Genomic DNA, 18,574 nt, shown 5'->3' on the forward strand with positions numbered 1-18,574 from the left:
GTGGTCGAGGGGCGTCGCATCCTGACCGACTACAACCACCCGCTCGTCACGCTGGCCGAGACCATGGACCAGGGCGCCGACAAGGCCGCCGAGCTGGCCGCCGCGTAGAAGGAACAAAACTCATGTCGATCTTCCTCAACAAGGACTCCAAGGTCATCGTCCAGGGCATCACGGGCGGCGAGGGCACCAAGCACACCGCGCTCATGCTCAAGGCGGGCACGCAGGTCGTCGGCGGCGTGAACGCGCGCAAGGCCGGCACGACCGTCTCGCACACCGCCGCCAACGGCTCCGCGGTGGAACTCCCCGTGTTCGGCACTGTGGTCGAGGCCATCGAGAAGACCGGAGCGGATGTCTCGATCATCTTCGTTCCGCCGGCTTTCGCGAAGGATGCGATGGTCGAGGCCATCGACGCCGAGATCCCGCTTCTCGTGGTGATCACCGAGGGCATCCCGGTGCAGGACACCGCAGAGGCGTGGGCGTACGCCAAGGAGAAGGGCAACAAGACCCGCATCATCGGCCCGAACTGCCCAGGCATCATCACGCCGGGTGAGTCGCTCGTCGGCATCACCCCGGCAACGATCACGGGCAAGGGCAACATCGGCTTGGTCTCGAAGTCGGGCACGCTGACCTACCAGATGATGTACGAGCTGCGTGACCTGGGCTTCTCCACCGCCATCGGCATCGGAGGCGACCCGATCATCGGCACGACGCACATCGACGCGCTCGCCGCGTTCGAGGCAGACCCCGAGACGAAGGCGATCGTGATGATCGGCGAGATCGGTGGCGACGCCGAGGAGCGCGCTGCCGATTTCATCAAGGCGAACGTGACCAAGCCGGTCGTCGGCTACGTCGCCGGCTTCACCGCTCCCGAGGGCAAGACGATGGGCCACGCCGGCGCGATCGTGTCCGGCTCGGCCGGTACCGCCCAGGCGAAGAAGGAGGCACTCGAGGCCGCCGGTGTTCGCGTGGGCAAGACGCCGAGCGAGACCGCGCAGCTTCTGCGTGAGGTGGTTGCGAGCGTCAACGCGTAAGCACGAACGAAACGACGGATGCCGCGGGCCTATGGGCTCGCGGCATCCGTCGTTTTGCGGCTGACTACGACGTTTGCCCGCCGCGCAGACCCGCCCGCAGCTTCGCCAGCAGCTCGTGCAGCTGGGCGGTCTCCGCCTTCGTGAGCACGCCGGACACGATGTCGGCGACGGATGCCTCGAACGTCGGCAACGCGGTCGCGAGCAGTTGCCTGCCGGCATCCGTCAGCACGAGCCACGACGATCGTCGGTCGCTGGGATTCGGCACCCGCGTCAGCCAGCCCGCTTCGACGTAGCGGTCGACGATCTTGCTCGCCGTTCCGACCCGCAGCTCGAGCGCGCGCACGAGATCGTCGACTCGTGCGTTCTCGGTGCGCTCGATCATGCTCAGCACGTTGACGGTGCCAACGGTCACCCCGTTGGCAGCCTTGATGCGGTCGTCGACCTGGTTGTAGACGGTGATCTCGGTGCGTACGAGGTCGTCGAAGAAGTCGATACCGGCGCCCATGGCCCTCCTCAATATTCCAGGGAATACATTTTGTTGTAGCCTGGTTGTGGACATTGATTCCGAGGAATGCAGTCCCGGAACGATCATGACACAGACAGGGAGAACCCCATGAGCACGTCCCAGCGTGAGGCGATCATCGCACGACTCCGCGCATTCCCCTTCGACCTGGACCAGACCGTCGAGGAGCACCGCCGAGGCTTCGAGGCGTTCGCGGTCGAGCCTGTGCCGGCGGATACCGCCGTCGAGGAAGTGACGCTCGGCGGCCGGCCCGCTCTCCGGCTGACTCCGGATGGCGCCGACTCCGGCACCCTGCTTTACCTGCACGGTGGGGGCTACGTCGTGGGCTCGCATCGCACCGGTGCCAAGCTGGCACGCCTCGTGGCGGAGCGGGCTGGACTCGAGGCGTACAGCCTGGACTACCGGCTGGCACCCGAGCATCCGTTCCCAGCTGCGGTGGAAGACGCGGTCGCGGCTTACCGGGAGCTGATCGAGCGTGGGGCCGACGCGGCCAGGCTCGTGGTCGCAGGCGACTCGGCGGGCGGTGGACTCGCCATCTCGACCCTTGTCGCGGTCCGCGATGCAGGACTGCCGATGCCGATCGCGGCCGTCGTGTTCTCGCCGCTCACCGACCAGACCCACTCGGGGCAGAGCATCCACGGGCTCGACGGTGTCGACCCACTGTTCACGCCGGAGGCGCTGGACTGGTACGGCCCGAAGTACGTCGGATCGGCCGACCCCGCTTCACCGCTGGCGAGCCCGCTCTTCGCCGACCTCGCCGGGCTGCCGCCGCTCCTGATCCAGGTCGGAGGTCACGAGCTGCTCTTGGATGACTCGATCGGTCTCGCACGGGCCGCGGCGCTCGCCGACGTCGAGGTACGACTCGAGGTCGGAGCCGCGCTGCCGCACGTGTTCCAGAACCGGGCGGGAGAGCTCGACGAGGCGGAAGAGGCGCTCGACCGGGCCGGGGCGTTCATCCGCGCGCAGCTGAGCTCCGCAGTTCTGGTCTGAGAGTTCGAGGTGGGACGGTAGCGGCCATCTCGGACGGCAAATCCGGCATCGGGCTCGGCGCCACTGACGCAGGGAACACTCGGCCGTGCTGGAATCGGAACATGCCGATCACGAAGGCTGAACTGAGTCGCGTCGCAGTGCCTCGGTCGGGCTGGCCGTCCTGGGCGAGGGATGCGCCGTATGCGACGGCTGTCTTCCCCGACGCCGTTCGTTCCGCTCGGCCAGAGGACGGCGCCAACTGCCAGGTCTACGCCTATGCGGTTCTGGCGCTGTTCGGGCGCATGGTGCCGCCGCACCGGTCCAGCGAGCTGTGGGATGACCGGTCGTTCGCCCACGTCGAACCCGACGAGGCGCGTGACCTAGACCTGGTGCTGTTCAGCACGAACGGTGCCGCATGGGGAGCGCACGTCGCCGTGGCGTTCGGCCCGTCGCTCCTGCACCTGTGCGCGGAGGAGGGTCGTCCAGCGCTCTGGATGTGGGAGGACTTCGCTGCTCGGAGCCGCTATGCGGCGGTTGTCGGTGTGGTGCGCGTACCCGTGGTCAGGATGCGGTGATCTGAATCGCGTCGCGCTGCGCGAGCGACCGCAGCTCGTCCGTTATCGCGGCTCGCAGGGCATCCTGTGCTGCCCCCAGCTGCGACGCGGGATCGTGCCAGTTCGCCAGATCGTAGAGCCACACCGGGCGCCAACGAAGCTCAGGCGGCTCCCACTCGTAGCGCGGCCAGATGTGGGCGTGCACGAAGGCATCCGCGTTGCCGAGGATCTCGATGTTGACCCTGCGGAACGCGGGATCCGCGTCGCGGCAGGCGCGCTCGACGGCCGTGGCGAGCAGGTCGGCGTCGGCCAGGAACTGGACTCGCTCGGTTCTCGGCAGGTCGGCGAGCGCCGTCGCCGTCGGGTTCTTGCCGAGCAGAACGCAGTATCCGGGGAGGAACTGCACGTCGCCGATCACGGCGTACCCGCTTCGCAGCTCGGCCAGCACCGTGGGGTTCTCGCCGCGGGAAGCCGAGCCGATCCGATCGTCGCGCCAGTCCATCCGTTCGACGTTACCGCGCTCATCCCTTCCGGATGATCCGTTCGGCGGGGCACCGGATGCCGGCCATCGGCGCTCGTAGAGTTGGCTCGCAGCCGTCGCCGCCGAGGCGCAGTCCGATGACGGCAGACGACGCCGCACCGCCCGCCGGAGCTGAGGGGAAAGCCATGGCGCGCAAGACGAATCAGGAACTGCAGGAGGAGCTCCAGCGCGCGCTGGCCGATGCTGAACGCGCCAGGGATGAGGTCGAGCGGTCGAAGGCGGCCGTGGAACGAGCCCGCGAGGAGGCGTTGCGAGCGCGGGAGGACGCCGACGCGGAGCGGGCGCGCGCCGTGGCCGAGATTCAGGGTGCCCGCGCCGAAGCGGAATCGGCGCGGGTGCTGGCCGAGGAAGCCGTCGAACGCGCGGAAGGGGAAGCCGCGAGGGCGGAGGCGGCTCGTGCAGACGCCGAGCGAGCGGAGGCCGCACGAGCTGAGGCGGAAGCCGCGCGAGCCGAGGCGCAGGCCGCCGCCGCGCAGGGAGGCGCTGCGAGCGCGACGACGGCGGCATCCACCGGGCGTAAGAAGCGGGGCTGGGGGTGGACGCTGCTGGCGACCGTGCTGGTCGTGATCGCGGCGATCCTCGCACCGGTCGCCGTCGTCTCCACCTGGGCTCAGCGTGAGCTGACCGACACCGACTACTTCGTGAGCACGTTCGCGCCGCTCGTGAAACAGCCCGCTGTGCAGGACCTCGTCGTGACGCAGACCGTTGCGGCGATCGAGTCGAACGTGGACATCCAGGGCATCACCTCCGACGTCTTCACCGGCCTCGAGAAGCTCGGCCTCGGTCCTCGCGCGTCATCCGCGCTGAACTCGCTGCAGGCACCGCTCGTCGCCGGAATCAAGAGCCTGATCACTTCGACCGTGACGAAGTTCGTGCAATCGGATGCCTTCGCCGATATCTGGAGACAGGCGCTCACCACCACGCACCAGCAGTTGCTGGCCACACTGAACGGCGACAAGAACGCCGCCGTCTCGATCGGTCCGAACGGCCAGATCGGGCTCCAGCTCGGGCCCATCATCGACGCCGTGAAGTCCCGGCTCGTGGAGCAGGGATTCGGCTTCGCGAAGAGCATTCCGACCATCGACAAGACGATCGTGATCGCGAAGTCGAGCTCCGTGACGCTGTACATGGGGCTCTACAACCTCGTCGTCGCCGTCGGCATCTGGCTGCCCTGGGCGGTGCTCGTGCTGCTGGTCGCGGGCGTGCTCGTTGCGCGACGTCGCACGATCGCGCTGGTGTGGGCATCCGTAGCGCTCGGGCTCTCCATGGTGCTCGTCAGCATCGGCATCTCAGTGGGTAAGACCGTGTTCCAGCTGTCCGTCTCCGACGCGATACCGGCGGATGCCGCCGGCACGCTCTACAGCGGCATCCTCGGCTTCGTGCAGTCCATCGTGGTGGCCGTCGCGGTGCTCGCGATCACGGTGCTGGTGATCGCGCTCGTTGGCGGGCCGTTCCGTTGGGCGAGGGCGCTGCGCGGCTACGTCTCGTCGGGGTTCGCCGCCGCCCGCCGCGGTGCGGGACGCCACGGCATCACGACGGGGCGCCCGGGGGAGTGGATCTACGGGCAGCGCGTTCTGCTGCGGGTGATCGTGGGGCTCGCGGGTGCCGCTGTCGTGCTGTTCCTGCGTCCGCTCACGCCGCCCGTCATCGTGTGGACGGCCGTCATCGCGGTCATCATCATCGCCGTGCTCGAGCTGGTGAGCCGCCCACCGGTGGAGGTGGACGAGGCGAGCGGCGTCGGGCGCGACGAGACAGCGTCCCTCTCCGCGTGACGCGTGGAGCGCGCCACTTTCTTATCCCCGTCTCCCCACACGCTGGTGATGTCTTTCCGTCCCCAGTTGTTGGTTTGATGAGTTGTTCACACACACTTTCGAATGTCGAGTCGCGTTGGTATCATGCAGCATGGCATTCAGGTTCGATGAAGTGATCGAGAAGATCACCGCGCTGCATCCCGCTGGGGACAGTGTCATCGAACCGTGCACCCAGACCGACGCACAGCTGCTGCAGCTGCAAGCCGGTGTCGCTGAGGCCACGAAGCGGTTGCAGACGATCAGCGCCCTGATCGCCGCAGAGATCGCGCACCGGTCTCGCCGGGAACTCGGACACGACGGGTTGGCGCACCGGGCCGGGTTCCGGTCCCCGGAGAAACTGATCCAACAGGTCACCGGAACCACCGGGGCGGATGCCCGCAAACTGGTGCGCGTCGGAACCCAGGTCGCGGAAACCCTCGCCGGCGACACCCGCGCAGACCAGCCCGGGCTACTCGACGACCCACCGGTCGTCCGACCGGAAGACGCAGACAGCGACAACACAAGTCCTCACACGGCATCGGCCGTTGCCGGGCCGTGGCATGCCGAACTGGACCGTGCCGTCGCCGCCGGTGTGGTGTCGGTGGATGCTGCCGACGGGATCCGCCGCGGGCTCGGGGAGCCCGGCGACGGTGCCCCGGTAGAAGCGATGCGGGCCGCGGTCAGCCGGCTGATCGAGTACGCGGGCAGGGCGCACGCAGATGATGTGTGGGCGCGTGCCCGCAACGAACGCGACCTGCTCGACCCCGACGGCATCTCCGACCGGGAGAGGCAACGCCGCGACGCCCGCTACCTCAGACTGTTCCCTCAACCGGACGGGATGACCCGCCTCACCGGACTCCTGGACCCGGAATCCGCGCAGATCGTGTGCTCCGCCTTCGACACCGTCACCAGCCCCCGCCGCGGCGGACCCCGGTTCACGAAGAAGACCGACCAAGACCGGGCGCAGAAACTCCTGGATGACCCGCGCAGCACCGAACAGATCATGGCCGACACCCTCGTCGACATCGTCACCCTCGCCGTGAAGAAGGACACCGGGAAACTCTTCGGCACCATCCGCCCCACCGTGCGGCTGATCGCTACCCTCCACACCGCCACCGTTAGCAGCGGCACAGGCGGTGGCAGTAGCATCGACCAGCGCGCCAGCGCCAGCGACGGCACCAATGGCCGGACCGGCAGCGGCACAGGTGCCGCGTTCGGGGTGCTGCTGGGACAAACCGATCCGGTTTCGATTGAAACCGTCGAACGGCACCTGTGCAACGGGCACCAGCAGATCGTGCAAGACGAGAACGGGCACACCCTCAACTACGGGCGGGCACAACGCCTGTTCACCAGCAGGCAACGCGAGATCCTCAACGCCCGCGACGGGGGATGCATGTGGCCAGGCTGCGACCGACCACCCGACTGGTGCGAAGCACACCACACCGACCACTGGGACGCCCACCACGGCAACACCGACATCGACGACGGCATCCTGCTCTGCCGCCCCTGCCACCTCAGACTCCACAACGACGGCTGGAGAATCCACCGACGACCCGACAAAACCGGACACGACCGGTACTGGCTACGACCGCCCGGATCCACCGACGACCGCGACGACATCCTCCTCCACCGCAAAAACCCGCTCCTCGACACACTCCACAACGCCAGCTGAACGCGGCGCCGAGCAATAGTCCACCGCAGCCTTCGTGAAGGATGCCTGTGCCCTGGCGCGCCCGCCCGGCCCGGCCGCCGGGCGCCGGTAGGGTCGTCAGCGCATGAACCGCATCACCGTCATCCTGCTGGCCGCGCTCGACGCGGTGATCGCCCTCGGCGTGGGCGTGGCGATCCCGCTCGTTCCGCTGACAGTGGCGTGGGGACTGCAGTTCGACCTCTCGAACGACTGGCTGCCGTTCTGGCACGCCGGCGCCGACATCTGGCTGCTCGGCCACGGAGTCGACGTCACCGTCACACTGAATCCCGTCGCTTCCGCCGCCTTCGGGCTGACCGGCACGAACGTCTTCACCGTGAGCATCGCCGCCCTCGGGTTCGCCCTTCTCACCGTCTTTCTCGGCACACGAACCGGGCGGCGCGCGTGGGCGACACCGCATCCGTGGACGGCGGCGATCGCCGGCATCGGGACCTTCGCCGTACTCTCCGCGCTCGTCACACTCAGTGCGCACACCCTGCCCGCGGTGCCGTCGCTGCTGCAGGGCTCACTGCTACCGGCGGGAGTCTTCGCGATCGGCATCGGGATCGGCATGATCGCCGGCCGCATGAGCGAGGGGCCGGGCACCGGGACGACGGATGTCTCGCGCGGCGACAGCGCGGCATCAGTGCGTGCGGAGAGCGCGGGGCGATTGCCGTGGCCGGTCGACCGGTGGAACCCCACCACCCGGGCCGTGCTCGCCGCTGCCCTGCGGGGCGGCGTCGCGGCATCCGCTCTCGTCGTCGCGGTATCCGCCGTGCTTCTCGCCGTGCTCATGGCCGTGAACTACGGGCGGATCGTCGGGCTCTACGAGACGTTACAGCCCGGAGTGCTCGGCGCCATCGCCCTCACGCTGGCCCAGCTCGCGCTGCTGCCGAACGCCGTTATCTGGACGGCGTCGTGGATCGCCGGACCCGGCTTCGCGGTCGGCACCGGGTCATCCGTCGACGTCGCGCAGACCGCACTCGGGCCGCTGCCGAGCGTTCCGCTGTTCGGAGCGCTGCCGCAGGGCGACCCCGGGTTCGGACTCATCGCCATCATCCTGCCCGTGCTGTGCGGGGTGGCGGCCGGCTTCCTCACCCGGCAACGCCTCGACCGGATGCCCGCGCCGCGCGGCAGCGGCCCATACGACTCAGGCTGGAGCGCCGGACGGCTGTCGCTCGTCGTGCTCGGAACGGCGGTCGTTTCGGGCGCCGTGCTCGGGCTGCTTGCGTGGTGGGCGTCGGGCGCGATCGGGCCGGGACGGCTGCAGCAGGCAGGGCCGAATCCGCTCTTCGTCGCGGGCGCCGTCGCCGCCGAGGTGTTGGTCGGCGCGGCGATCGGCGTCGCCGTACGCCGCGAGCACGTGGCGAGCACGGCACGGCTGAGCGTGCGGGAGCGGCGAATCAGCGCCGATCCATCCCCGGTCGCAAAGCCGAGGCCTTCACGAACTGCTCCGGCCTGGGACGCGAGCACGGCGGTCACGGGTCCGATCGACGTGTCGACTGTGTTCGCGTCGTTCGGCGACGAGACGGATGCGTCGGACGATGACGACTGGATCAGCAAGGTGCTGGAGGAGGATGCTCCGCCGCCCGTGAAGCGTCAGGGCAAGGCAGAGCAGACCGCGCGGGCCCCGGCGCGGGCCAGTTCAGGACTCGCGCGCCCGTCGGCACCACGCGTGCCGACACCGCGCGGCCGTCTTCCGCGCGTCTACCGCGAATCCGAGTTCGCCTCGCCGGACTTCTCCCGCCACGAGACCGCCGATCCCGACGAGGGTTAGGGCGTCGCGGGCCGGGTCCGGCGTGGAGGTCGCCCAGCGTCGGTAGAGCCCTGAGGCGCCGGTAGGCTGAGTGGGTGCTGTCGCTCGTCGTGCTGGTCTCCGGCCAGGGTTCCAACCTGCGTTCGCTGCTCGAGGCATCCCACGACGCCGAGTTCCCCGCCAGAGTCGTCGCCGTGGGCAGTGACCGCGACGACGCGGGTGGCCTTCAGGTGGCGGAGGAGTACGGCATCCCCACCTTCACCGTCGCGTTCTCGTCGTTCGACGACCGTGCCGAGTGGGGGGATGCGATGCTCGAGCAGATCACGCAGTGGTCTCCCGACCTGGTCATCCTCTCCGGATTCATGCGACTGTTCCCGCCGCGGGTCGTTGACGCGCTCAGCCCGCAGATGATCAACACGCATCCCGCGTTCCTGCCCGAATTCCCCGGAGCCCACGGGGTGCGCGATGCCCTGAAGGCGGGTGTGAGCCAGACCGGTGCGAGCGTGATCGTGGTGGACAACGGGGTCGACACCGGTCCGATCATCGCGCGAGAGCGCGTGCCCGTGCTGCCCGGCGACACCGAGGCGGGCCTGCATGAACGCATCAAAATCGTGGAGCGGCGTCTGCTCATCCAGGCCGTTCTCGACATCGCCAACGGACACATCGACCTGAAGGAACTGGCCACAGCATGAGCGCCGCACACGCCGCCGACCCGAGTCTCTATCGCGAACGCGACGTCATCCCGGTGCGTCGCGCCCTGCTTTCCGTGACGGACAAGACGGGCATCGCCGAGCTGGCCACCGCCCTGAACGACGCCGGCGTCGAGCTCGTCTCGACCGGCAACACGGCCCGCACGATCCGTGATGCGGGCATTGCGGTGACGGATGTCTCGGAGCTCACCGGATTTCCGGAGTCGCTCGGCGGCCGCGTGAAGACACTGCACCCTGCCGTGCACGCCGGGCTGCTCGCCGACCTCCGCCTCCAGGACCACGAGACGCAGCTGACCGAGCTGGGCATCCGTCCGTTCGAGCTCGTCGTCGTGAACCTGTATCCGTTCGCGGAGACGGTCGCCAGCGGAGCGGATGCGGGCGAGATCGTCGAGCAGATCGACATCGGCGGGCCTGCGATGGTGCGCGCGTCGGCGAAGAACTTCGCGAACGTCGCGGTCGTCGTTTCGCCCGAGCGGTACGCCGAGGTGGCCGATGCCATCGCCTCGGGCGGCACGAACCTGGCGTTCCGCAGCGAGCTGGCGCGCGATGCGTTCCGGCACACAGCGGGCTACGACGTGGCCGTCGCCTCCTGGCTGGGCAACGTGCTCGCGCCGGACGACGCCGACTCTCACCTGCCGGCGTGGGTCGGTGCGACCTGGCAGCGCAAGGCATCCCTGCGGTACGGCGAGAACAGCCACCAGGCCGCTGCGCTGTTCACCTCGCTCGTCGGCAACGGCATCGCCCAGGCCGAGCAACTCGGCGGCAAGGAGATGTCGTACAACAACTACGTCGACGCGGATGCCGCGCTGCGCGCCGCGCACGACTTCGAGCGCCCGGCGGTCGCGATCATCAAGCACGCGAACCCGTGCGGCATCGCGGTCTCCGATGACATCGCGGATGCCCACCGGAAGGCCCACGAGTGCGACCCGACGTCGGCGTTCGGCGGGGTCATCGCCGCGAACCGCACGGTGACGCTCGCCATGGCCCAGTCGGTGAAGCCGATCTTCACCGAGGTGATCATCGCGCCGGACTACGAGCCTGAGGCGCTCGAACTGCTGCAGACGAAGAAGGACCTGCGCATCCTGAAGCTGCGCGAGGGCTTCGCGCTGCCGACGACGGAGATCAAGCAGCTCTCCGGCGGGATGCTGATGCAGGATGCCGACCGGCACTTCGCGCCCGTCTCGGAGTGGACGCTCGTCGCCGGCGAGGCGGCCGACGAGGCCACCATGAAGGACCTCGAGTTCGCGTGGACGGCGTGCCGCGCCGTGAAGTCGAACGCGATATTGCTCGCGTCGGGCGAGGCATCCGTCGGCGTCGGAATGGGGCAGGTGAACCGGGTCGACTCGTGCGATCTCGCCGTCAAGCGTGCGGGCGATCGTGCCGCCGGCTCGGTGGCGGCGTCGGATGCCTACTTCCCGTTCCCTGACGGCCCCGAGATTCTCATCCAGGCCGGCGTGAAGGCGATCGTGCAGCCCGGCGGGTCGATCCGCGATCAGCTCACGATCGACACCGCGAAGGCCGCAGGCATCACGATGTACTTCACCGGAGAGCGCCACTTCTTCCACTGACGATTGAGGCGAGAGCAGAGCACGCTCGCGTGCTCTGCCGAGCCGATTGAGTCAGTCGAGGGCGTAGCGCGACTACTGACGATTGAGTCAGTCGAGCGCGTAGCGCGACCACTGACGACATCCGTGAGAATGGCCGATATGGGCCAGGTCGAGGTGGTCGTCGCGCACAGCCAACGCGCGACCCTGCGCGTCGGCGACGTCTTTCTCAAGATCGACGGCGACACATCGCATGCCGATGTCGAGGTGCGGGCGATGGCGATCGCGCCGGTGCCGACTCCGCACATCCTCTGGCACCGGCCACCGGTGCTCGCGATCGCTGCAGTTCCCGGCAAAGCGCTCGGCGTTCTCGGCGAACCGTCACCGGCGTCATCCGCAGCTTGGGCTGCCGCGGGTACCGCTGTACGAACCCTGCACGATGCACCCCTGCCTTCATTTGGCGGGCGCAGACTCGACGACCTCGCGACTGAGCTCGACAGCGAGTGCGAGTGGCTGCTGGCTAACGACGTGTTGCCGAGGGACGTCATCCGTCGCAACCGCGAGGTCGCCGAGATCGCACTACGACCGTGGAAACCTGCGTTCATCCACGGCGATCTGCAGATCACCCACGTGTTCGTCGACGGAGACGAGGTGACCGGCATCATCGACTGGTCCGAAGCCGGCCCCGGCGACGCCATGTTCGACCTCGCCATCTTGACGCTCGGACACGAGGAACGACTGGATGACCTGCTCGACGGGTACGGCGACGATGCCGACCGCGACGTCATCCGCGGCTGGTGGTCACTGCGCAGCCTGGTGGCATCCCGATGGCTGATCGAGCATGGCTTCGATCCGGATGCGCGTGGCTGCGAATTCGACGTGCTCAGGGCACGGATGCGGGAGCCCTAGCGGATAGCTCTCGTGGGTCGCTGTTGTGCGGTTGTCCGGCTGGATGGGAGGCTCTGATCGAGCGTGGTCTGGCTCTGGCCCGCCGCCTGCTCTCGACGATCTCCTGCGAACGGCACGGTGACTCCAACGTCTGGACCCTCACACGCCGCTCGGATGGGAGTCCCGGCGCGATAGCGTAGAACGCTGTGGCACACGCGCGGAACGAGACGGTGATCGGGCGAGTCCCGAACGCACGGATCGCACCATGAGCAATCTCGGATTCCGCGCATACGGCAGGCTCCTCTCCGTACCCTCCCGCACGCTCATGGTCGTCGCGGGTCTGCTCGCACGCACCCCGATCGCCGTTCTCGGATTCGGCTTCCTCTACTTCGCCCACGCGAGCACGGGATCGTACGCACTCGGCGGTCTCACCTCCGGGCTCGCGATCGCGTCGATGGGCCTCGTCGGACCGCTCGCCGGGCGCGTCGCCGACCGCCGCGGACAGCGACAGCTTCTGCTGGCATCCGCGATCACGCATCCGATCGCCATCGCCGGCGCCATCGCCTGTGGCTACCTCGGTTCGATGGTTGGCCTCGTGATCATGTCGGTGTTCTGCGGCGTCACCGTCGCACCAGTGGGAGCGTTCATGCGCGCTCGCTGGTCGGCCATCGTCGAGGACACGTTCCTGCTCCGCACCGCGTACGCCATCGAGGGGGTGGCCGACGAGATCGTGTGGGTGTTCGGCCCGGCAGTCGCCGCCTTCCTCGCGGCGGGCGTCGCGCCGGCAGGAGGTCTGGTCCTCTCCGGCATCATCGGGCCGCTCGGCGCGCTCTTCCTGCGGATGATGCCTGACGCGAAACCCGCCGCCGTGACCGAACACGCTCACCGCCCCGGTCAGCTCCTGCGCTCGGCGCCGTTCGTCATCCTCCTGATCGCCAGCTTCGCGACCGGCATCGGCTTCGGCATCAACGACCTGTCGATCGTGTCGCTCGCGAGCGCGAACGGTGTTCCCGAGCTCGCCGGGACCGTGCTCACGGCCTACTCGATCGGGAGCGCCTCCGGCGGGTTCCTCTTCGGTGCGCTGTCCACCAGGCTCGGCTCGCGGCAGATGCTCGTCGGCACGGCCCTCGCTCTCTTCGTCACGTGGGCATCGCTCGCGCTCCTCCCCGGCATCTGGTGGTTCTACCCGCTCGGGGTCCTCGCGGGCGCCACGATCGCGCCGTTCTTCATCGCCGTCAACCACATCGCGCACGAGATCGTTTCGCCGGCGATCATCACCGAAGCTCTCGCCTGGTTGAACACGCTCGTGATCTGCGGGATGTCGCTGGGCTCCTTCACGGGCGGCCTCATCAACGACGCGGCGGGACCCCGCACCGCGTTCGTGGTCGTGGCATGCGCGGTAGCTGTACCGATCCTGCTCGTCCTGCTGAGCCTGCGTGTCTTCAAGACCGCAGAGCGCCATCCGGCCGAAGAGGCCGGATCACGGATGCCTGCGGGGGAGTAGCGCGGCGCCGGCAGCCGCGACCGCGGCGAGAGCGGCGATGACGATCGCGACCTCGTGGAGGGCATCCACGGGTCCACTGGCGGCGCTCTGCGTCGCGAAGAATCCGGCGAGGAGTCCGATGCCGAGAGAACCCGCGATCCGTTGAACGACGTTGAAGACGGTGTTGGCGTCGGCCTGCTCATCCGGTCTCAGGCTGCGGTTCACGACGGTGAGGAGCGGGGTGACGACCAGGCCGATCGCGGCCGAGCGGGCGGCGAGGATGCCCGAGGTGATCCAAAGCGACGTCGTCGCGTCGACCGCGAAGAGACCGAGGCTGGACGCCACGAGCACGGCGAACCCGATGAGCACGGTGAAGCGCACGCCGATCCGCTCTGCCACCTTCTGCCCGAGCACGGTGCCGAGGCCGGTGAGGATGCCCTGCGGCAGCATCGCGAGCCCCGCCATGAGCGCCGAGTATCCCTGCACCTGCTGCAGGAAGATCGGCAGCAGGAACAGGATCGACCACGCAGCGACCGACGCGGCCGCGCAGAGCACGAAGGACACCGCTGCACCGCGATCGCGCAGCACGCGAAGGTCCAGCGCCGGGCGCGGTGATCGCACCGAGCGCAGAGCGTAGCCGGACAGCAGCAGCGCACCGAGCGCGAGCGGAATCCAGGAGACGGCTGACGCCCATCCGTTGCTCGCCCCACGGTCGAGTCCGAAGAGCACACCGAACAGCCCGAACGCGAGCAGCGCCAGTCCGAGTGCGTCGAGGCGCGCATCCTTCTGCCGGGGCGGTGCGACGTCGCCGGGGATGGCGCGAGCGGCGAACGCGGCGAGGATGCCGACCGGCAGGTTGATGAAGAAGATCGAGCGCCAGCCGAACGCGCCGATGAGCAGCCCCCCGAGGCTCGGACCGAGCGCAGGCCCGAGGAAGAGAACCATTCCTGCAAGGGGCGAGATGTTGCGGGAGGCGCCGGCCGAGCCGAGGAGCATGCTCATCGCGAGCGGAACGAGCGTCGCCCCCGTGAGGCCCTGCAGGATGCGTGCGCCGATCAGGAACTGGATGTCCGGCGAGAGCCCGCACAGCACGGAAGCCGCGGTGAAGGCGACGACCCCCACCACGTAGGTGCGGAGAGTCCCGAAGCGACGTGCCAGGTACGACGTCATTGCCAGACCGGTTCCGAGCGCGAGCAGGTAGCCGCTCGTCACCCACTGGACCGTGCCGAGCCCCGCGTTCAGGTCCTCCCCGATCGGCGCTATCGCCACGTTCACGATGCTCGAATCGAGCATGGACAGCAACGGACCGGCGAGGAGTCCGTACTGCGCGGCCACTCCGAGGCGCGCAGCGGTCCTCGTCGTCATGTGCGGGTCGCCTCCGCCCGAAGCTCCTTCAGCCAGCGCAGCTCCGCCTCGATCTGCTCGCGGAGATGGGCGACGACCGCTGAGCTCCAGAACTCGCCCGAGGTTCGCCCCTCGAGCGCCCCGAGCCGCTCCCGATGACTCTCCAGCGCCGCCGAACGAGTGTCGATGATCGCGGTGCGCTCGCCGGCATCCAGAAAGGCGAACTGGCCGAGCCGAGTGAGGAACTCCAGATCGTCACCCGCCTGCGCAGTGGGCAGGTCGGAGAGCAGGTCGTGCAGGAGCTCCCGACCGATGTCGGTGAGCGTGTAGACGTGTCGCGGCGGTTTCGACTCGTGCTGTTCGACCGTCACCTCGACCGCGCCGGCTTCGACGAAGCGCTTCAGCGCCGGATACAGCGAGTTGTTGTTGATGACGATGCCGGTCGTCTCCTCGACCCGCTTGCGCAGTTCGTAGCCGTGCGCCGGTCGGCGAGACAGGTGACGGAGGATGAGAATCTCGGGATAAGCCACAGTAAGTTAAATTAACCTAGTCTGTCCCAGGATGGCTAGTGCCGGCCCAGCAAGCGCATAGCATGCGCTCGGCTAGGGTCGTACCCATGACTGTCGCCTGGGGCCGCCGCATCGCGGCGTCCATCCTCACCGCCTTCCTCGTCGCGCTCCTGGTGCACATCGGAACGGTGGTGCTCACGAACGAGGCCTACCTGGCGGCGCAGAGCGCGAGCTGGGCCGCGATCGTCTCGATCAGCGGATACTTCGTGCTCGCGTCGATCTTCACGTTCGTGCTGCTGGCGGTCGCGGCCATCTTCGACATCTTCGCCACCTGGTGGGGCGCGCTCATCGCCGGCGTGGTGATCGGCGTCATCTCCACGGCGCTCGACACGATGATCTACTACGCGGTCAACGGGCAGAAGCCCACGATCGAAGTGCTGTGGGGCTTCACGGGCGAGCGCAACCTGCTCTTCATCGCCTTGGTCGCGGCGCTCACGCCGACCTTCGGCCGCTGGCTCTACCGCGTGATCGCCCAGTACGACACGGCCACCGTGCGCGGCCGCAGGGTGGCACTGGTGCGCATCCCCGCCACCAACCTCGCCGAGGGCATCGTCACCAACATCGACCGTGTCGAGGTGGACTCGCCCAAGGCGGACGAGCAGTGGGATGCCTACGTCGCCGCGCTCGCCGACAACGGCTGGGAGACGGTCGAGGTGGCCTCGGCCGAGGTGCTCCCCGACTCGGTGTTCGTGGAGGACACCGCGGTCATCCTCGGCGACCGCGCCGTCATCGCCCGGTCCGGCGCCGAGCAGCGACGCGGCGAGACGCCGGGGACCGAGGCCGTGCTCACCGACCTGGGGCTGCGCATCGATCGCATCCAGGAGCCCGGAACGCTCGACGGCGGCGACGTGCTCCGTGTTGGGACCACGCTCTACGTCGGTCGGAGCGAGCGCACCAACGGCGAGGGCATCCGCCAGCTGCGCGGCATGGCCGCCGAGGAGGGCTACAACGTCGTCGCGGTGCCGGTGAAGGGCGCACTGCACCTCAAGTCCGCCGTGACTGCGCTGCCCGACGGCACCGTCATCGGCAGCGCCGCCCACGTCGACCCCGCTGTCTTCGACCGGTTCCTTCCCGTCCCGGAGGCCAGTGGTGCGGCCGTGCTCGTGCTCGCTCCGGATGCCGTGTTGTTGGCGGCATCCGCCCCGAAGACCGCGGAGCTACTCACCGACCTCGGGTACCGCGTCGTCACGGTCGACATCTCCGAGTTCGAGAAGCTCGAGGGCTGCGTCACCTGCCTGAGCATCCTCATCGGCTGAGCGCGCTCACGCGGTCTCCATGCCCCGCGCGAGGTGGCAAGATGGAGGTGCACGGTCCGCTCACAAAGCGGATCGGATGCCTGTGACACACCACCCCGTTGCCGCGGCCCGCTAAGGAGACACCGATGTCCGCCATGCCCGAACTCACCGAAGCGTTCGGAACCGATCTTCCGCACGAGAAGCTCCTGATCGTGAAGGGGCCGCGGAGCGGACTGACGATCAGCATCGCGGTGCACTCCACCAAGCTGGGCCAGGCTCTCGGCGGCTGCAGGCTGTGGTCGTATGACAACTGGGTCGAGGCCGTTCACGACTCACTGCGCCTCGCCGAGGGCATGACGTACAAGAACGCAGCAGCCGGCCTCCGCCGAGGCGGCGGCAAGACGGTCATCTACCTGCCGCGCGGCACGGAACTGGATGACGAGCGCCGCCGCGCCGTCATGCTCGACCTCGGTGACGCGATCGCCTCCCTCGATGGCGCTTACATGACCGCGGAGGATGTCGGCACCAGTGCAGACGATATGGCGATCGTCGCGGAACGCACGTCCGACGTATGCGGGCTGCCCTCCGACAAGGGCGGCGTGGGGGAGCCGAGCGACGCGACCGCGCACGGCGTGTATGCGGGCATCCTCGCCACTCTCGAGGCCGTCTTCGGAGACCGCACGGTCACCGGGCGCCGCTTCATCGTGCTCGGACTCGGTCACGTCGGATCGCTGCTCGCCACCCGCCTTGCCGGAGACGGCGGCATCCTGACCGTCACCGACGTGAACCCGGTCAAGCGCCAGCTGGCCGCACGACTCGGCGCGCAGTGGACGGAGCCCGACGAGGCGACCCGCGTGCCAGGCGACGTGTTCGTGCCGGCAGGGGTCGGCGGCATCCTCACCCCCGAGGTCGTCGACGGGCTGCAGGTGCGCGCCGTGTGCGGGCCGGCGAACAACCAGCTCGCCGAGCGCAGCGTGGCCGACCTGCTCCGCGAGCGCGGCATCGCCTGGGCGCCGGACTTCGTGGTGAACGCCGGCGGCGTGATCTTCCTCGACACGCTCACCCAACCCGGCGCGTCCGCCGAGGCCACCAGGGAGCGGGTCGAGCAGATCGGCGACACCGTCGCGCGGATCTTCGAGGATGCCCGCGACCGCGACGTCACGACCCTCGCCGCGGCCGAGGCACTCGCCATGGAGCGACTGGACGCCGTCCCCGCCCTGGTCTGACCTCGCCGCAGGGCCGCCCGGCCGAATCCGTCAACATGACAGATCGCGCTCTCCCGCCCGGGACAGGACGCATTGGCATGTTCCGAGGCGGATGTCATGTCGAGCGACCTCGATGCGCGCCTTGCGATCGGCGCGTGCATCGGTATAGCCTGATCTGCTGTCGCTCTTCACGCCTTTCGGCTACCTTGAGCGGCATTCCGGATGACTGGTCGAGACCCGGGTCGCTCCACGTGCGAGCGTCCCGACACCGCAAGGAGGACGCCATGATGACGAAGACCGAGATCACGCCGCGGCAGCGCGCGGGCGTCGCGGTCCTCCTCGTGCCGACCGCCTTCAGCGGTCCGGCCGGGTATCGGCATGCAGCGTCTCCCGCCGGCGGGAGCGCCGCCGCGATCGGTTAGCTGACACAAAGGCCACACGCCAGCTCACCCTTCAGCCTTTCCGGCCAGGCGCGCGGAGACCTCCGCCGCCCACGCGAACGTCCGACCCGCACGGGGCATCCGACGATTGTCGGCTCCTGCGACCCCCGCTCACCGCTCGGACCACTTCGCTCGCGACCGATCTCGTGTCTTGAAACGGATCGAGTGTCGCTCCCCAGCGGCAGAATCGATTCGACTCGCGATTCTGCGCTCATGGATGCCTCACAAGACATCCACGAACAAAGCACAACACACACCTTCCACACGAAACGGTGAACCATGTCTGCCTCTGAGGCACAGAACCA

General features: G+C 68.6%; 17 protein-coding genes. 13 read left to right on the forward strand and 4 right to left on the reverse strand.

Annotated features, from left to right (window positions below; genetic code table 11):
* The first annotated feature begins 122 nt into the window (after nucleotides 1-122).
* Complete coding sequence (gene sucD, locus ACTHNC_RS15990; protein ID WP_440295614.1) at nucleotides 123-1,031, forward strand: succinate--CoA ligase subunit alpha; 909 nt, start codon at nucleotides 123-125, stop codon at nucleotides 1,029-1,031.
* Between the two features lie 64 nt (nucleotides 1,032-1,095).
* Here sucD and ACTHNC_RS15995 read toward each other — a convergent pair whose 3' ends face one another.
* Nucleotides 1,096-1,536: a MarR family winged helix-turn-helix transcriptional regulator gene (locus ACTHNC_RS15995; protein WP_440295615.1), complete on the reverse strand. Its 441-nt coding sequence runs from the start codon at nucleotides 1,534-1,536 to the stop codon at nucleotides 1,096-1,098.
* 108 nt (nucleotides 1,537-1,644) lie between these two features.
* Between ACTHNC_RS15995 and ACTHNC_RS16000 the strand changes: the two genes are divergently transcribed.
* Together ACTHNC_RS16000 and ACTHNC_RS16005 are read left to right on the forward strand one after the other, a co-directional pair.
* Nucleotides 1,645-2,544: an alpha/beta hydrolase gene (locus tag ACTHNC_RS16000; RefSeq protein WP_440295616.1), complete on the forward strand. Its 900-nt coding sequence runs from the start codon at nucleotides 1,645-1,647 to the stop codon at nucleotides 2,542-2,544.
* Between the two features lie 101 nt (nucleotides 2,545-2,645).
* Nucleotides 2,646-3,098, forward strand: coding sequence for a hydrolase (locus tag ACTHNC_RS16005; RefSeq protein WP_440295617.1), 453 nt, complete (start codon nucleotides 2,646-2,648; stop codon nucleotides 3,096-3,098).
* On the opposite strand, the gene ACTHNC_RS16010 is transcribed toward ACTHNC_RS16005, so the two are convergent.
* A complete protein-coding gene (locus tag ACTHNC_RS16010; RefSeq protein WP_440295618.1) occupies nucleotides 3,085-3,579 on the reverse strand; it encodes an HIT family protein in 495 nt (164 codons plus the stop codon). The two genes, ACTHNC_RS16005 and ACTHNC_RS16010, sit on opposite strands and share 14 nt — an antisense overlap.
* A 116-nt stretch (nucleotides 3,580-3,695) precedes the next feature.
* On the opposite strand from ACTHNC_RS16010, the gene ACTHNC_RS16015 reads away from it, so the two are divergent.
* The 7 genes from ACTHNC_RS16015 (at nucleotide 3,696) to ACTHNC_RS16045 (ending at nucleotide 13,497) form a co-directional block, all read left to right on the forward strand.
* Nucleotides 3,696-5,390, forward strand: coding sequence for a hypothetical protein (locus ACTHNC_RS16015; protein WP_440295619.1), 1,695 nt, complete (start codon nucleotides 3,696-3,698; stop codon nucleotides 5,388-5,390).
* A gap of 130 nt (nucleotides 5,391-5,520) precedes the next feature.
* On the forward strand, nucleotides 5,521-7,080 hold the full coding sequence (locus ACTHNC_RS16020) for a DUF222 domain-containing protein (protein WP_440295620.1): 1,560 nt from the start codon (nucleotides 5,521-5,523) through the stop codon (nucleotides 7,078-7,080).
* A 103-nt stretch (nucleotides 7,081-7,183) separates the two neighbouring features.
* On the forward strand, nucleotides 7,184-8,872 hold the full coding sequence (locus ACTHNC_RS16025) for a cell division protein PerM (RefSeq protein ID WP_440295621.1): 1,689 nt from the start codon (nucleotides 7,184-7,186) through the stop codon (nucleotides 8,870-8,872).
* A gap of 74 nt (nucleotides 8,873-8,946) precedes the next feature.
* Nucleotides 8,947-9,543: a phosphoribosylglycinamide formyltransferase gene (gene purN / locus ACTHNC_RS16030; RefSeq protein ID WP_440295622.1), complete on the forward strand. Its 597-nt coding sequence runs from the start codon at nucleotides 8,947-8,949 to the stop codon at nucleotides 9,541-9,543.
* Nucleotides 9,540-11,129, forward strand: coding sequence for a bifunctional phosphoribosylaminoimidazolecarboxamide formyltransferase/IMP cyclohydrolase (purH, locus tag ACTHNC_RS16035; protein ID WP_440295623.1), 1,590 nt, complete (start codon nucleotides 9,540-9,542; stop codon nucleotides 11,127-11,129). Before purN ends, purH begins: the two co-directional genes overlap by 4 nt.
* 138 nt (nucleotides 11,130-11,267) lie before the next feature.
* Nucleotides 11,268-12,014 carry a phosphotransferase family protein gene (locus tag ACTHNC_RS16040; RefSeq protein ID WP_440295624.1) on the forward strand — a complete coding sequence of 249 codons (747 nt, stop codon included), beginning with the start codon at nucleotides 11,268-11,270 and terminating at the stop codon, nucleotides 12,012-12,014.
* A gap of 244 nt (nucleotides 12,015-12,258) precedes the next feature.
* A complete protein-coding gene (locus ACTHNC_RS16045; RefSeq protein ID WP_440295625.1) occupies nucleotides 12,259-13,497 on the forward strand; it encodes an MFS transporter in 1,239 nt (412 codons plus the stop codon).
* Here ACTHNC_RS16045 and ACTHNC_RS16050 read toward each other — a convergent pair.
* The gene (locus ACTHNC_RS16050; RefSeq protein WP_440295626.1) at nucleotides 13,474-14,841 is read right to left on the reverse strand and encodes a DHA2 family efflux MFS transporter permease subunit; all 1,368 of its coding nucleotides are present in this window, start codon (nucleotides 14,839-14,841) and stop codon (nucleotides 13,474-13,476) included. The genes ACTHNC_RS16045 and ACTHNC_RS16050 overlap by 24 nt on opposite strands.
* Entirely contained in the window at nucleotides 14,838-15,350 is a 513-nt protein-coding gene (locus ACTHNC_RS16055) for a helix-turn-helix transcriptional regulator (protein WP_440295627.1), read from the reverse strand. The genes ACTHNC_RS16050 and ACTHNC_RS16055 overlap by 4 nt, the downstream gene beginning before the upstream one ends.
* 86 nt (nucleotides 15,351-15,436) lie before the next feature.
* On the opposite strand from ACTHNC_RS16055, the gene ddaH reads away from it, so the two are divergent.
* The 3 genes from ddaH to ACTHNC_RS16070 all read left to right on the forward strand — a co-directional run bounded on the left by ddaH (nucleotide 15,437) and on the right by ACTHNC_RS16070 (nucleotide 18,251).
* Nucleotides 15,437-16,645, forward strand: coding sequence for a dimethylargininase (ddaH, locus tag ACTHNC_RS16060; protein ID WP_440295628.1), 1,209 nt, complete (start codon nucleotides 15,437-15,439; stop codon nucleotides 16,643-16,645).
* Nucleotides 16,646-16,770: 125 nt separating this feature from the next.
* Complete coding sequence (locus tag ACTHNC_RS16065) at nucleotides 16,771-17,850, forward strand: Glu/Leu/Phe/Val dehydrogenase dimerization domain-containing protein (RefSeq protein ID WP_440295629.1); 1,080 nt, start codon at nucleotides 16,771-16,773, stop codon at nucleotides 17,848-17,850.
* Nucleotides 17,851-18,113: 263 nt separating this feature from the next.
* A complete protein-coding gene (locus ACTHNC_RS16070) occupies nucleotides 18,114-18,251 on the forward strand; it encodes a hypothetical protein (RefSeq protein ID WP_440295630.1) in 138 nt (45 codons plus the stop codon).
* The last annotated feature ends 323 nt before the right edge of the window (nucleotides 18,252-18,574 follow it).

Source organism: Humibacter sp., from assembly GCF_051954055.1.
Classification (GTDB): domain Bacteria; phylum Actinomycetota; class Actinomycetes; order Actinomycetales; family Microbacteriaceae; genus Humibacter.